At 66.6% G+C, this 13,227-nt stretch carries 14 protein-coding genes; 4 read left to right on the top strand and 10 right to left on the bottom strand.

Annotation, left to right across the window (positions count from 1 at the left end; translation table 11 throughout):
* The 7 genes from E4634_RS00330 to E4634_RS00360 all read right to left on the bottom strand — a co-directional run bounded on the left by E4634_RS00330 (position 1) and on the right by E4634_RS00360 (position 7,956).
* Entirely contained in the window at positions 1 to 225 is a 225-nt protein-coding gene (locus E4634_RS00330) for a formate dehydrogenase subunit delta (protein WP_206046744.1), read from the bottom strand.
* Positions 222 to 1,070: a formate dehydrogenase accessory sulfurtransferase FdhD gene (gene fdhD, locus E4634_RS00335; RefSeq protein ID WP_135440613.1), complete on the bottom strand. Its 849-nt coding sequence runs from the start codon at positions 1,068 to 1,070 to the stop codon at positions 222 to 224. The genes E4634_RS00330 and fdhD overlap by 4 nt, the downstream gene beginning before the upstream one ends.
* A complete protein-coding gene (fdhF, locus tag E4634_RS00340) occupies positions 1,063 to 3,921 on the bottom strand; it encodes a formate dehydrogenase subunit alpha (protein ID WP_135440614.1) in 2,859 nt (952 codons plus the stop codon). The genes fdhD and fdhF overlap by 8 nt, the downstream gene beginning before the upstream one ends.
* Positions 3,918 to 5,447: a formate dehydrogenase beta subunit gene (locus E4634_RS00345; protein WP_135440615.1), complete on the bottom strand. Its 1,530-nt coding sequence runs from the start codon at positions 5,445 to 5,447 to the stop codon at positions 3,918 to 3,920. The genes fdhF and E4634_RS00345 overlap by 4 nt, the downstream gene beginning before the upstream one ends.
* Positions 5,444 to 5,911 (bottom strand): formate dehydrogenase subunit gamma, encoded by a 468-nt coding sequence (locus E4634_RS00350; RefSeq protein WP_240725033.1) that lies wholly within the window; start codon positions 5,909 to 5,911, stop codon positions 5,444 to 5,446. Before E4634_RS00350 ends, E4634_RS00345 begins: the two co-directional genes overlap by 4 nt.
* A gap of 99 nt (positions 5,912 to 6,010) precedes the next feature.
* Positions 6,011 to 6,850 carry an S-formylglutathione hydrolase gene (fghA, locus tag E4634_RS00355; protein WP_167854693.1) on the bottom strand — a complete coding sequence of 280 codons (840 nt, stop codon included), beginning with the start codon at positions 6,848 to 6,850 and terminating at the stop codon, positions 6,011 to 6,013.
* Positions 6,850 to 7,956 (bottom strand): S-(hydroxymethyl)glutathione dehydrogenase/class III alcohol dehydrogenase, encoded by a 1,107-nt coding sequence (locus tag E4634_RS00360; protein ID WP_135440617.1) that lies wholly within the window; start codon positions 7,954 to 7,956, stop codon positions 6,850 to 6,852. The genes fghA and E4634_RS00360 overlap by 1 nt, the downstream gene beginning before the upstream one ends.
* A 103-nt stretch (positions 7,957 to 8,059) precedes the next feature.
* Between E4634_RS00360 and E4634_RS00365 the strand changes: the two genes are divergently transcribed.
* The 3 genes from E4634_RS00365 to E4634_RS00375 are packed head-to-tail and all read left to right on the top strand — an operon-like array spanning position 8,060 to position 10,284.
* Positions 8,060 to 8,881, top strand: a complete 822-nt coding sequence (locus tag E4634_RS00365; protein WP_135440618.1) for a crotonase/enoyl-CoA hydratase family protein — start codon at positions 8,060 to 8,062, stop codon at positions 8,879 to 8,881.
* Positions 8,882 to 8,892: 11 nt separating this feature from the next.
* Positions 8,893 to 9,726 carry a glutathione-dependent disulfide-bond oxidoreductase gene (yghU, locus tag E4634_RS00370; protein WP_135440619.1) on the top strand — a complete coding sequence of 278 codons (834 nt, stop codon included), beginning with the start codon at positions 8,893 to 8,895 and terminating at the stop codon, positions 9,724 to 9,726.
* A gap of 12 nt (positions 9,727 to 9,738) precedes the next feature.
* A complete protein-coding gene (locus E4634_RS00375) occupies positions 9,739 to 10,284 on the top strand; it encodes a retropepsin-like aspartic protease family protein (protein WP_135440620.1) in 546 nt (181 codons plus the stop codon).
* Between the two features lie 3 nt (positions 10,285 to 10,287).
* On the opposite strand, the gene E4634_RS00380 is transcribed toward E4634_RS00375, so the two are convergent.
* Both E4634_RS00380 and E4634_RS00385 read right to left on the bottom strand, forming a co-directional pair.
* Positions 10,288 to 10,623, bottom strand: a complete 336-nt coding sequence (locus E4634_RS00380; RefSeq protein WP_135440621.1) for a hypothetical protein — start codon at positions 10,621 to 10,623, stop codon at positions 10,288 to 10,290.
* 107 nt (positions 10,624 to 10,730) lie between these two features.
* Positions 10,731 to 11,711, bottom strand: coding sequence for an NADPH:quinone oxidoreductase family protein (locus E4634_RS00385; protein ID WP_135440622.1), 981 nt, complete (start codon positions 11,709 to 11,711; stop codon positions 10,731 to 10,733).
* Between the two features lie 195 nt (positions 11,712 to 11,906).
* Here E4634_RS00385 and E4634_RS00390 point away from each other — a divergent pair, with 195 nt between their 5' ends.
* Complete coding sequence (locus E4634_RS00390; RefSeq protein WP_135440623.1) at positions 11,907 to 12,479, top strand: peroxiredoxin; 573 nt, start codon at positions 11,907 to 11,909, stop codon at positions 12,477 to 12,479.
* Positions 12,480 to 12,508: 29 nt separating this feature from the next.
* Here E4634_RS00390 and E4634_RS00395 read toward each other — a convergent pair whose 3' ends face one another.
* The gene (locus E4634_RS00395; protein ID WP_135440624.1) at positions 12,509 to 13,099 is read right to left on the bottom strand and encodes a hypothetical protein; all 591 of its coding nucleotides are present in this window, start codon (positions 13,097 to 13,099) and stop codon (positions 12,509 to 12,511) included.
* Positions 13,100 to 13,227 lie beyond the last annotated feature (128 nt).

The following is a 13,227-nucleotide window of genomic DNA, read 5'->3' on the forward strand; positions in this document are numbered from 1 at the left end:
CTATTCGTTGGTTTGATCTTCTAAGGACATCCATACCGCCGGCGACAGGCCATCGCCGCCACTCTCGGCATGCTGCCGCAGTTGCCGGCGCATGTCGGGGGTCCAGAAACGCTGAAGGTGGTCGCGCGTGCGCTGCGCGGCGGCAGCCGGGTCGCGGTGCTCGCCGCAATTCGCGGCAATCTGGTTGGCCATGTGCACCAGTCGCTGCAACGCAGAACCACTCATGCACGACCCCCCTCGACGCCGGCGAGACCACTACAGGCCTCCTGCGCAGAGCCGTGCAGAAAGCGCCCCTCCCCGGTGTAGATCGCCTGCCGGCCGGGCTGCAGGAAACCAACCAGGCTCATGTCAGCCTGCGCGGCCAGTTGCAGGGCGAGCGAGGTCGGGGCGGACACCGCGGCCAGCACCGCGATATCGAGGCGCGCGGCCTTGGCCACCATCTCGTAGCTGAGGCGGCTGCTGACCAGGACAAAACCGGCCCCGCCCTCCCCAGCCCGCGTCATCGCGCCCAGCAGTTTGTCCAGCGCGTTGTGCCGGCCGACATCCTCGCGCAACAGGCGAATGCGGCCGGCGCTATCACACCAGGCTGCAGCGTGCACCCCGGCGCTGCGGGCGCGGATCACCTGGGCGCCGCCGAGTTCGGCGAGGGCGTGCTGTAGCGCCTCGGGAGCCAGGACAAAACCGCCGCTCACCCGGGCAACGGCGGGAATCGCCTGCTCCAGGGATTCCACGCCGCACAGGCCGCAGCCGCTGCGTCCGGCAAGGCTGCGCCGGCGCTGCTTGAGCGCGGCGAACGCGGCGCCGGTGATTTCGATGGCCAGTTCCAGCCCTTCGCTGCGCTCGATCACATCGACGCCGAGAACCTGCCCGGGGTTATCCACGATACCCTCGGACAGGCTGAAACCCAGGGCGAAATCCTCCAGGTCTGCCGGCGTCGTCATCATCACCGCGTGGGAGACGCCGTTGTAGACCATCGCCACCGCGCTCTCGACCACCACGGCATCGGTATCCGCCTGCCATTGCCCGCGGTCCCACACCTGGCGCGATACTGCGGCTTCAGTATCAGTCATCGCCACTGACCTCTTCCGTCTGTGCACGCGGCACAGACTGCCGCTGGCGCGAGCGCCAGGACGCCGGTGCGTTGACCCGGCTCACCTGCACTGCAGTCACTTTGTACTCGGGGCAATTGGTGGCCCAGTCGGAGTTCTCCGTGGTCACCACGTTGGCGCGCGACACCGGGTGGTGAAAGGTGGTATAGACCACGCCCGGCCGCACCCGCTCGGAGAGCTGCGCGCGCAGCACCGTGGCGCCGACGCGGCTTTCGATACCCACCCAGTCGCCGTCGGCGATACCGCGCTGCTGGGCGTCCTCGGCGTGGATTTCCAGCAGGTCCTGGGCGTGCCAGGCGGTGTTGGCGGTGCGCCGTGTCTGCGCGCCCACGTTGTACTGGCTGAGGATGCGCCCAGTGGTCAGTATCAGCGGGAAGCGCCGGTTGACGCGCTCTTCGGTGGGAATGAAATCGGTGATTGCGAACAGGCCCTGGCCGCGCACGAACTGCTCGACGTGCATGGTCGGCGTGCCCTGCGGCGCGCCCTCATTGCACGGCCATTGCAGGCTGCCGTACTCATCCAACAGTTCGTAGTTCACCCCGGCGAAGGTCGGCGTGAGCGCGGCAATCTCCGCCATGATCTGCTCGGGGTGCGTATAGTCCATGGTACAGCCCAGGGCGTTGGCGAGGTCGCGCGTCACCTCCCAGTCCGCCTTGCCGGACAGCGGCGGCATCACCTGGCGCACCCGCGAGATGCGCCGCTCGGCGTTGGTAAAGGTGCCGTCCTTCTCCAGGAAACTGGCGCCCGGAAGGAAGACATGGGCGAACCTGGCGGTTTCGTTGAGAAAGATATCCTGCACCACCAGGCACTCCAGGCTGGCCAGCGCCGCCTCCACGTGCTCGGTGTTGGGGTCCGACTGGGCGACGTCCTCGCCCTGGCAGTAGAGCCCGAGAAACTGGCCATCCACCGCCGCGTCGAACATGTTGGGAATGCGCAGGCCCGGCTCCGGGTCGATGCTCACGCCCCAGGCGGCCTCGAACTGCGACCGGGCGGCCGTATCCGACAGGTGCCGGTAACCGGGCAACTCGTGGGGGAAGGAGCCCATGTCGCAGGAACCCTGCACGTTGTTCTGCCCGCGCAGGGGGTTCACGCCGACCCCTTCGCGGCCGAGGTTGCCGGTGAGCATGGCGAGGTTGGCGATGCCCATTACCGCGGTCGAGCCCTGACTGTGCTCGGTCACCCCCAGGCCGTAGTAAATGGCCGCATTGCCAGCGCTGGCATACAGCCTCGCGGCGCCGCGCAGGGTCTGCGCGGATACACCGGACAGCTCCTCGAGCGCCTCCGGCGAGTGCATGGGGTCGCGGATAAATTCCCGCCACTGGGCGAAGGCAGCAGAGTCACAGCGCGCGTCGATAAAAGCCTGGTCGTGCAGGTTTTCCTCGACGATGACATGGGCCAACGCGTTGAGCACCGCCACGTTGGTGCCGGGCCGCAGGGCGAGGTGGAAAGCGGCTTGCACGTGGGGCGCGTCCACCAGTTCGATGCGCCGCGGGTCGATGACGATCAGTTGCGCGCCCTCGCGCAGGCGCCGCTTCAACCGCGAGCCGAATACCGGGTGCGCCTCGGTCGGGTTGGCGCCCATCACCACGATCACGTCCGCCTGCGCCACCGAGGCGAAGGCCTGGGTACCGGCGGATTCCCCCAGCGTGGTTTTCAGCCCGTAGCCGGTCGGCGAGTGGCAGACGCGCGCGCAGGTATCGACATTGTTGTTGCCGAAGCCGGCGCGCACCAGTTTCTGCACCAGGTAGACTTCCTCGTTGGTACAGCGGCTCGAGGTAATCGCCCCGATACTGTTGCGGCCGTGCCGCGCCTGGATCTCGCTAAAGCGCGCGGCGGTGAAGGCCAACGCCTCGTCCCAGCCGACCTCGCGCCAGGGCTCGTCGATACTGTCGCGGATCATCGGTGTGGTGATGCGATCTTCGTGCGTGGCATAGCCGTAGGCAAAGCGCCCTTTCACGCAGGCGTGCCCCTCGTTGGCGCGGCCGTCTTTCCACGGCACCATGCGCACCACCTGCTCGTCGCGCAGTTCCGCGCGCAGGCCGCAGCCTACACCGCAGTAGGCGCAGGTGGTTTCCACGCTGCGCCGCGGCGCGCCGAGTTCGATCACGCTGCTCTCCACCAGCGCGGCGGTCGGGCAGACGCTGACGCAGGCGCCGCAGGACACGCACTCGGAGCCGAGGAAGTCATCCCCGGCAACACCCACGCGGGAATCGAATCCACGGCCCAGAATGGTCAGCGCGAAGGTGCCCTGGGTATCGGCACAGGCGCGCACACAGCGCGAGCAGACAATGCACTGCTGGGGGTCGAAGGTGAAGTAGGGATTGCTGGTGTCGGCAGCGCCGCAGTCAGCCGGCGCAGCCGCGGTATAGCGCGAACTTTCGATATCGAGCTCGCGCGCACAGTCCTGCAACTCGCAGTCGCCGTTGCTCGGGCAGCTCTCGCAGTCCAGCGGGTGTTCCGAGAGGTAGAGTTCCGTCACGCCGCGGCGCAGGCGCACCAGTTCCGGGCTCTGGGTGCGCACCTGCATGCCCTCCTCCACCGGCGTGGTGCAGGAGGCAGGAAAGCCGCGACGGCCGCTGATCTCCACCAGGCACACGCGGCAGGAGCCAAACGCGGCGAGGCTGTCGGTGGCGCACAATTTGGGGACGGGGCTGCCGGCCAGGGCCGCGGCGCGCATCACCGAGGTACCCGCCGGTACGCTGACCGCGCTGCCGTCGATGTTTAGGGTCACCTCTTCACCTGCGGCGACGCCGGGTGTGCCGAGGTCCGGCTGCGGCTCGTAGTAGTGCAGGACGTTGTCGTCGCGGCTCATGCGAAGTCCTCCGGGAAATGCGCGAGCGCGCTGCGCACCGGCGCCGGAGTCATGCCGCCCATGGCGCACAGCGAGGCCTGTTCCATGGTGTCGCACAATTCCTCGAGCAGCGCGAGCTCGCTGTGCGGCGCCTCGCGCGCGATAACGCGATCCAGCAATTCGGTACCGCGCACGGCGCCGATGCGGCACGGCGTGCACTTGCCGCAGGATTCCTCAGTGCAGAATGCCATCGCGAAGCGCGCCTGCCGTGCCATGTCGACGCTGTCGTCGAACAGCACCAGGCCGCCGTGGCCGAGCATGCCGCCGACCGCGGCCAGCGCCTCGTAGTCCAGCGGCGTATCCCACAGGGACTCGGGTAAATAGGCACCCAACGGACCGCCCGCCTGCACCGCGCGCAGCGGCCGGCCGGAGCGGGTACCGCCGCCGAAGTCCTCCAGCAACTGCCGCAGGGTGACGCCGAAGGGCACTTCGACCAATCCTCCCCGACGCACATTGCCCGCCAATTGTACGCTCAGCGTGCCGCGCGAACGCCCTTCGCCGAGTGCGGCATAGGCCTGCGCGCCGTCGGCGATAACGGTGGTCGCGGCTGCCAGCGTGAGCACGTTGTGTACCAGCGTCGGCCGCCCGAACAGGCCCTGGTGCGCTGGCAGCGGTGGCTTCGCGCGCACCATGCCGCGGCGCCCCTCGAGGCTCTCGAGCAGCGCAGTTTCTTCACCACAGATATACGCACCGGCACCGATACGCAGGTGGATACGGAAGCTGCGCTGGCTGCCGGCGAGGTTGCTGCCGAGGTAACCCGCGGCCTCGGCCTTGGCCAGCGCGACTCGCAGTACTTCGCGGGCGCGCGGGTATTCCGAGCGCAGGTAGATGTAGCCGGTGTCGGCGCCCACGGCCAGCCCGGCGATGGCCATGCCCTCGAGCAACTGGTAGGGGTCGGCCTCCAGCAGCAGGCGGTCGGCAAAGGTGCCGGAATCGCCCTCGTCCGCGTTGCACACGATGTATTTCTGCCCGGCGGGCGTGTCCATCACCGTGCGCCACTTGATGCCGGCGGGGAACGCCGCGCCGCCGCGGCCGCGCAGGCCCGAGTCATCGATGGCCTGCACGATCTCCTCCGGGGCCATCTCAAGGGCACGCTCCAGGGCATCGAAGCCGCGCCGCAGCAGGTAGTCATCGAGGCTCAGGGGGTCGCCCAGTCCGGCGCGGGCGAAGGTCAGGCGTCGCTGGGCCGCGAACCACGGCAGCGCTTCCACATCGCCCAGAAATAGCGGGTGCTGTTCGCGGGCCTCGGGCGGCAGCGCGACGATAGCGTCCACCTCCGCCGCGCTCAGCGGCCCAAAGCCCACCCGGCGCCCGTGCTGCTCGATCTCCAGCAGGGGCTCCAGCCAGAATGCACCGCGCGAACCATTGCGCACGATGCGCCCGTATTCCCCGCGCGTCTCAAGCGCCGCGGCCAGGGCCTGCGCCACGTCATCCGCACCGACGGCGATAGCGGTGGTATCTGCGGGAACGAAATACCGCACGCTCATGACGCGCTCTCCAGCAGGCTGTCCAGCAATGCATCCAGCCGCGCAATATCGACCCGGGCATGGGTGGCATCGCCGATACGCAACGCCGGCGAGCAGGCGCAATTGCCCAGGCAGTAGACCGATTCGACAGTCAGTTCGCCATCCGCCGAGGACTGGCCCGGCTCGATACCCAGGCGCGCCTGCAGGTGCGCAACCAACGCCTCGCCGCCGGCCGCCTGGCAGGACTCGGCGCGACAGATGTGCAGGGTGTGACGACCGGCCGGTTGGCGGCGGAAGTCGTGATAGAAACTGATGACGCCTTCGACCTCCGCGGCGGAAAGCTGCATGGCCCGCGCAATGGGTGGCACAGCGTCCGCCGGGATATAGCCAAAGTCCGCCTGCACCGCGTGTAGCAGGGGCAGCAGCCCGCCGGGCTGATCCTGGTACTGGTATAAAAGCTGCGCCAGCAACTGCTCGCTTTCCACGCAAGCGCCCCCGTTTTGGAATCCTGTTATGGGTGGGTACGGACTTACAGTATCGCGCAATTCTCCGCGGGCGTCAGGCCGGCGCCCCGCACTGCCGTATCACAGGTGCGAGGCGTGAAAGGCGATGTGCTCGCCGATGAATGTCGATATGAAGTAATAGGAGTGGTCGTAGTCGGGCTGCATGCGCAGGGTCAGCGGGTAGCCGGCTTCCTGCGCGGCCTCGCGCAACAGTTCGGGGCGCAGCTGCTCGGCGAGGAAGCCGTCCGCCTCGCCCTGGTCGACCAGCATCGGCAGGTGCTCCCCCGCCAGGCGGATCAGGCAGGTGCTGTCGTAGCTCTCCCAGGCCGCGCGGTCATCACCGAGGTAGTTGCCCAGGGCTTTTTCGCCCCAGGGACAACGGGTCGGCGAACAGATCGGCGCAAAGGCAGACACCGAACGAAAGCGGCCGGGGTTGCGCAGGGCAATCACCAGCGCGCCGTGCCCACCCATGGAGTGGCCACTGATCGCCGCGCGCGAGGTATCCAGCGGCAGGCCGGCCAGCGCCGCGGGCAGGTCCTCGAGCACGTAGTCGTACATGCGGTAGTGGGCCGACCACGGCGCGTTGGTCGCGTTGACGTAGAAACCGGCGCCGAGGCCGAAGTCCCAGGCGCCCTCAGGGTCGTCGGGCACGCCCTCGCCGCGCGGGCTGGTATCCGGCGCGACCAGGGCGACACCGTGCGCGGAGGCATAGCGCTGGGCGCCGGCCTTGGTGGTGAAGTTCTCGTCGTTGCAGGTGAGGCCGGACAGCCAGTAGAGGACAGGCACCGGCTCGCTCTCCGCCTGCGGCGGCAGGTACACCGCGAAGTGCATATCGCAGTCCAGCGACGCCGCGCGGTGCGCAAAGCGCAGCTGGCGGCCGCCGAAGCAGCGGCTTTCGCCGACCAGTTCCAGTGCGCCCATCAATACAGCACCACGGAGCGGATGCTCTCGCCGGAGTGCATCAGGTCGAAGGCCGTGTTGATCTCCTCCAGCGGCATTGTGTGGGTAATCAGATCGTCGATGTTGATACGCCCTTCCATGTACCAGTCGACGATCTTCGGCACGTCGGTACGGCCGCGCGCGCCGCCGAACGCGGTGCCGCGCCAGGAACGGCCGGTGACCAGTTGGAACGGGCGGGTGGAAATTTCCTGGCCGGCGCCGGCGACGCCGATGATGCAGCTCTGGCCCCAGCCCTTGTGGCAGCACTCCAGCGCCTGGCGCATGACGTTGACGTTGCCGATGCACTCGAAGCTATAGTCGACGCCACCGCCAGTCATTTCGACGAGGTGGCCGACCACGTCGTCCACGTCTTTGGGGTTGACGAAGTCGGTCATACCGAACTGCGTGGCCAGCGGCACCTTGTCCGGGTTCAGGTCCACACCGATAATCCGCGACGCGCCGACCATGCGCGCCCCCTGGATGACGTTGAGGCCGATACCGCCGAGACCGAACACCGCTACCGTGGAACCGGGCTCGACCTTCATGGTGAAAGCGACGGCGCCGATGCCCGTGGTGACGCCACAGCCGATGTAGCAGATCTTGTCGAAGGGCGCGTCCTCGCGCACCTTGGCCAAAGCGATTTCCGGCATCACCGTGTAATTGGAAAACGTGGAACAGCCCATGTAGTGGAGGATGGGCTTGCCGTCGAGGGTGAAGCGGCTGCTGCCGTCGGGCATCACACCGCGGCCCTGGGTCTCGCGAATCGCCTGGCACAGGTTGGTCTTGGGGTGCAGGCAGAAATCGCACTCGCGACACTCGGGCGTGTACAGCGGGATCACGTGATCACCGGGCTTGAGGCTTTTCACCCCGGGGCCGACCTCGACCACGACACCGGCACCCTCGTGGCCGAGAATCGCCGGGAAAGCGCCCTCCGGGTCGTCGCCGGACAGCGTGAAGGCGTCGGTGTGGCACACGCCCGTCGCCTTGACCTCGACCAGGACCTCACCCGCGCGTGGCCCCTCCAGGTCTACCTCGACGATCTCCAGCGGTTTGCCGGCCTGGAAGGCCACGGCGGCTTTAGTCTTCATGCAATTGCTCCCGGGTGGTGAATTTCGGATGCGCACATTATAGGGGCTATACTGCGCGAACACCCACCCCCCGACCAACGTCTAAACAGGAGACAGCCCCGCCATGAGCGAACCGGTCAGCGTGCATATCGAAAACCACGTGGCGGAAGTCCGCCTCAACCGGCCGGAGAAAATGAACGCGCTCTCCTGGGCGATGTTCGAAGCGCTCACCGAGGTGGGCCAGTCACTGGCGCGCGACCGCGAGGTGCGCGCGGTAGTCCTCACTGGTGCGGGCGATCACTTCTGCGCGGGGATGGACCTGGAGAACTTCGCCAACGTTTCACCCGAGGACGATTTCTTCCGCCCCGGGCGCGGCGGCGAGTGGCCCAACTACTACCAGTCGCCGGCGCGGGTCTGGCGCGAGGTGCCGGCGCCGGTGATTTGCGCCCTGCACGGCGTGGCCTACGGCGGCGGCCTGCAGATCGCCCTCGGCGCCGATGTGCGCATCGCCCACCCCACGACGCGGCTGTCGGTGATGGAGATCAAATGGGGGCTGATACCTGACATGTCCGCATCGCAGACGCTGCGCCACCTGGTGCGTGTGGACGTGGCCAAGGAACTCACCTTCACTGGCCGGGTCGTAGAGGGCTCGGAGGCGCTGGAGCTGGGCCTGGTGACCCGCCTGGCCGATGACCCGCTGGCCGAGGCCCGCGACCTCGCCGCCAGTATCGCCGCGCGCAATCCCGACGCCATCGCCCTGGCCAAGCGCCTGTTCGACACCACCCGCGATGGCGACGAAACCGCGGGGCTGGAAACGGAAGAGCGCCTGCAAAAACGCCTGCTCGGCAGCGCCAACCAGATGGAGGCACTGATGGCCGGCCTGGAACGCCGGCCCGGCGCATTTGGCCCGCGCGGCTTCGCCACCTTCGACGACATCGACAACTGACCGGAGACCGCATGAACGGCTACATCCCCCCCCGGGTCTGGACCTGGGACAGCGAAAACGGCGGCCGCTTTGCCGCCATCAACCGCCCGGTGGCGGGCGCCACCCACGAACGTGAACTGCCGGTGGGCCGCCACCCGCTGCAGCTGTATTCGCTGGGCACGCCGAATGGCCAGAAAGCGACCATCATGCTCGAGGAACTGCTGGCCCTGGGTATCGCGGACGCCGAGTACAACGCCCACCTGGTGGATATCAGCGAGGGCCACCAGTTCAGCTCGGGGTTTGTCGAGGTCAATCCCAATTCCAAGATTCCCGCACTGGTCGACTACAGTGTCGACCCGCCGCAGCGGGTGTTCGAGTCCGGCGCCATCCTCGTCTATCTCGCGGAAAAGTTCGATGTCCTGCTGCCCACGGAGCGAGGCCCACGGGCCGAGTGCCTGTCCTGGCTGTTCTGGCAGGTGGGCAGCACCCCCTTCCTCGGCGGTGGCTTCGGCCATTTCTACGCCTACGCGCCGGAGAAGTTCGAGTACCCGATCAACCGCTACGCCATGGAGGTCAAGCGCCAGCTGGACGTACTCGACCAGCGCCTGGCCGAGTCGCCCTACCTGGCCGGGGACGCCTACACCATCGCCGACATCGCCACCTATCCCTGGTACGGCCAGCTGGTGATCGGCGACATCTACAAGGCGCAGGAATTCCTCGACGTGGACAGCTATGCGAACGTGCAGCGCTGGGCGCGGGAGGTCGCAGCGCGCCCCGGGGTGCAGCGCGGCTCGCGGGTCAACCGCAGCGCGGACGGGGAGTCCAACGGCGTGCCCGAACGCCACGAGGCCAGCGACCTGGATTGACAGGTCCGCACCATGAACCCGGAACAGGAAGTAGCACGCAGCCAGAAGCGCATGGGACTGGGCATGCTGGCGCTTGCCTGGGTGGTGATCATCGGACTGGTCGGCTGGTTCTTCAACGATATGCTGGCCGCGCGGGTCAACCCCAACAGCAACGTCGCGTCATCCCTGGGCGCCGACGGCGTGCGCGAGGTGGTCCTGCAACGCAACCGCTATGGTCACTACGTGGCCAGCGGCGAAATCAACGGCCAGCCGGTCACCTTCATGCTGGATACCGGCGCCACCGGCGTCGCGATCCCGCCACGGATTGCCAGTCAACTGGGATTGCGGCGCGGTATGGCTTACCAGAGCGAGACCGCTAACGGCTCGACGCTCAGTTACGCCACCCAGTTGGAGCGCGTGGCGTTGGGCGATATCGTCATGCAGGAGGTGCCGGCGGCCATCGTCACCGGCATGGAGTTCGAGCAGGTATTGTTGGGAATGACCTTCCTCAAGCACATCGAGTTCAGCCAGCGCGGGGACCAGCTGACCCTGCGCCAGTACCCGCAGGCGAACAGGTGATCGCTAGAAGGTGTAGATACCGGTAGGGATACGGCGCATTTCCAGGCCTCCCTGCCCGGCGCCCACCGCAAACAGGCCATCGATGCCCACGTAGTGAACGGGGGTCGCCAACTCCGGCGGCACAACCGTGCTCGCGCTCAGCGGCTGGCCGAGGCTGAGGGGCTGCAGGTAGGCAGAGGGTAATACCAGGCGCGTGGCGACCGGCGAAGGCTCCGCCGCGCGCACGACGCGGTCTGCTCGCTCCGCCCGGGCGGATTGCGCGCCGGGCGCAGCGACAACCTGCGCTGCGCCAGCGGCGAGAAGAACCAGAGCTGCCAGGGTGCCGATTGTTCTGTGCATGGTGACTACCTCCATCTGCATCCGAGCAGTTGATACGCTAAGTGTGCGTCAATGGCCGGTTAACCTGTGGCGGAGAAATGTAAAGAAACGTAAACCGCCACCGACACTCACTCCAGGTCGAGAATCACCTTACCGCGGGCGCGGCGCTCGGCCAGGCAGTTGAAGGCATCGGCGTAGTGCTCCAGCGGGAACACGTCGGTGACCACCGGTTTCAGCTTGCCCTGCGCAAACAGCGCCCAAAGTTCCTCCACGTTGCGCTGGTTGCACTCCGGTTCCTCGCCGGTAAACCGGCCGTAGAACACGCCGACAATCGCGCAGCCCTTGAGCAGTGCCAGGTTCAGCGGGATTTTCGGGATCGGCCCGCTGGCGAAACCGATCACCAGGTAGCGGCCGTTCCAGGCCATATTGCGCAGTGCCGCCTCGGTAAAGTCGCCGCCTACCGGGTCGTAGACCACATCGACACCGCGCCCGCCGGTCATGGTCTTCAGCGTGGACTTGAGGTCGACCTCGCTGTAGTTGATGACTTCGTCCGCACCCAGTTGCCGGCACAGCGCCAGTTTCTCCTCGCTGCTCGCCGCGGCGATCACGTGGGCGCCCATCAGCTTGCCGATCTCCACCGCCGTGGCGCCCACGCCCCCAGCGGCCCCCAGCACCAGCAGGGTCTCGCCGGGCTGCAGGTTCGCGCGCTGCTTGAGCGCGTGATAGGACGTAAAGTAGGTCAGGCTGACGCCGGCGGCCTGCACGAAGTTTAGGCCCTCTGGCATGGGGTACACATCCGCCTCGGGCACGGCGCGCCGCGCGGCGAAGGCCTGGTGGGTACCGGCGGAGATCACCTTGTCGCCGGGGCGGAAGCGCGTGACGCCCTCGCCCACCGCGAGCACCACGCCCGCGCACTCGGCGCCGGGCACGAAGGGCAGATCCGGCTGGGTCTGGTACTTGCCCTGGATCATCAGCAGGTCGGGAAAGTTGAGCCCCGCAGCCTTTACCTCGAGCAGCACCTCTCCCGGGCCGCACTCGGGCTCGGGCCAGTCCTGCGCCAGTTCCAGCGTCTCGGCGGGACCGTGTGCTCGGCAAACGATGGCTTTCATGCATTCTCTCCTGGGTCTTATTGTGGCGTCGGCGACGGCTGTCGCGACACGGGCAGGGACGCCCGCGCCCGGGCATGTTAGCAGGCGTGCGCCCGGCGCAAAAACCCGATTGTCACCATTGATTTATCCGATTGGTAAAACCACGGTCGATTGATTACCGTAAAAGCATACAGTTACCCAACCGAGGAATACGACATGGCAGTTATCGAACGCGTCCCCAGCGTCACCTTCAAGACCCGCGTGCGGGACGACTCCGTTGATGGACCCAACCCCTACCGCTGGGAGGACAAGACCACCGAGGACATCTTCGGCGGCAAGAAAGTCGTGGTATTTTCCCTGCCGGGCGCCTTCACGCCGACCTGCTCCTCCAACCACCTGCCGCGCTACGAGGAGCTGTACGACGAGTTCAAGGCCCAGGGCGTCGACGAGATCATCTGCATCTCGGTCAACGACGCGTTCGTAATGTTCCAGTGGGGGCGCCACATCGGCAACGAGAAAATCTTCCTGCTGCCCGACGGCAACGGTGAGTTCACCCGCAAGATGGGCATGCTGGTGGACAAGTCCAACCTGGGCTTCGGCATGCGCAGCTGGCGCTACTCCATGCTGGTGGACGACTGCAAGATCGAGAAAATCTTCGTGGAGCCGGACTTCGGCGACCTGTGCCCGACCGACCCCTTCGAGGTCTCCGACGCGGACACCATGCTGGCCTACCTCAAGGGCGTGGAGCCGGGTGGGGTGAGCAAGCCGGTGCTCGACTTCGTCGGCTGAGAACAACTCTCCGGGAAACGCGCGACGCCCTACACGGGCGTCGCTGCCGGCCTCGGCCGCGAACTCAACACCAGTCCCAACAGGCCGCAGCCAAACAGCCAGGCTGCCGCCGGCACAGGCACTGTTGCCACGGACCACACCGCACCGGTCAGGTAGGTGTAATCGGCGGAACTCAGGTTTTCATAGCCGGAATCCAGTGTAAACCAGCTGACACCGGTGGCAATTGCGCCTCCCTGGTCTTGTCGCGACGCCATGCTCCCACCGACCGTACCGTCCTGCCAGTATGCGGAGACCGCCCCACAATACGCCGGATCGTCGCAACCGTAGGTGTTATCGACCGGCCCCAGGTTCCCGCCGATAAACACCTGGTTGATCAGCGCCCAGCTCGCAGCATTGGCCTGGGAGCTGGACTGGAAGACAAAATCGCTGCTCTCGTCGCAGCCCGAAGCCAGGGAGACGCAGGACCCTTCCAGGAACAGGACGTCGTAGCGCACCCCCGACACATCTACGCCAAGAGCGCCGACAATCCTGCCGGTCTCGTCGTATTGAACCGTTGCTGCCTGTGCCGGTATACCCACAAACAGCAATATCAGGCTGGTCAGGAGCAATAGTTTGCGCACAGGCGGTCTCCTCCGGGAATTTCCGACTAAAAGTGAACTCGCCCTGTCTGTCGGCGTCAGCGGGGGCCAACTTTAGGCAAACCGGTAGAAAATACGTGAAGAGGCAAAAAAATGCGTATTGGATCAAG

The organism is Mangrovimicrobium sediminis (genome assembly GCF_004745945.1).
GTDB classification, from domain to species: Bacteria; Pseudomonadota; Gammaproteobacteria; order Pseudomonadales; family Halieaceae; genus Mangrovimicrobium; species Mangrovimicrobium sediminis.

Bases quoted from the DNA above. Each gene is read 5' to 3' on its own strand.
- E4634_RS00330 (WP_206046744.1), bottom strand. From the start codon at position 225: ATGAGTGGTTCTGCGTTGCAGCGACTGGTGCACATGGCCAACCAGATT.
- fdhD (WP_135440613.1), bottom strand. From the start codon at position 1,070: ATGACTGATACTGAAGCCGCAGTATCGCGCCAGGTGTGGGACCGCGGG.
- fdhF (WP_135440614.1), bottom strand. From the start codon at position 3,921: ATGAGCCGCGACGACAACGTCCTGCACTACTACGAGCCGCAGCCGGAC.
- E4634_RS00345 (WP_135440615.1), bottom strand. From the start codon at position 5,447: ATGAGCGTGCGGTATTTCGTTCCCGCAGATACCACCGCTATCGCCGTC.
- fghA (WP_167854693.1), bottom strand. From the start codon at position 6,850: ATGGGCGCACTGGAACTGGTCGGCGAAAGCCGCTGCTTCGGCGGCCGC.
- E4634_RS00360 (WP_135440617.1), bottom strand. From the start codon at position 7,956: ATGAAGACTAAAGCCGCCGTGGCCTTCCAGGCCGGCAAACCGCTGGAG.
- E4634_RS00365 (WP_135440618.1), top strand. From the start codon at position 8,060: ATGAGCGAACCGGTCAGCGTGCATATCGAAAACCACGTGGCGGAAGTC.
- yghU (WP_135440619.1), top strand. From the start codon at position 8,893: ATGAACGGCTACATCCCCCCCCGGGTCTGGACCTGGGACAGCGAAAAC.
- E4634_RS00375 (WP_135440620.1), top strand. From the start codon at position 9,739: ATGAACCCGGAACAGGAAGTAGCACGCAGCCAGAAGCGCATGGGACTG.
- E4634_RS00380 (WP_135440621.1), bottom strand. From the start codon at position 10,623: ATGCACAGAACAATCGGCACCCTGGCAGCTCTGGTTCTTCTCGCCGCT.
- E4634_RS00385 (WP_135440622.1), bottom strand. From the start codon at position 11,711: ATGAAAGCCATCGTTTGCCGAGCACACGGTCCCGCCGAGACGCTGGAA.
- E4634_RS00390 (WP_135440623.1), top strand. From the start codon at position 11,907: ATGGCAGTTATCGAACGCGTCCCCAGCGTCACCTTCAAGACCCGCGTG.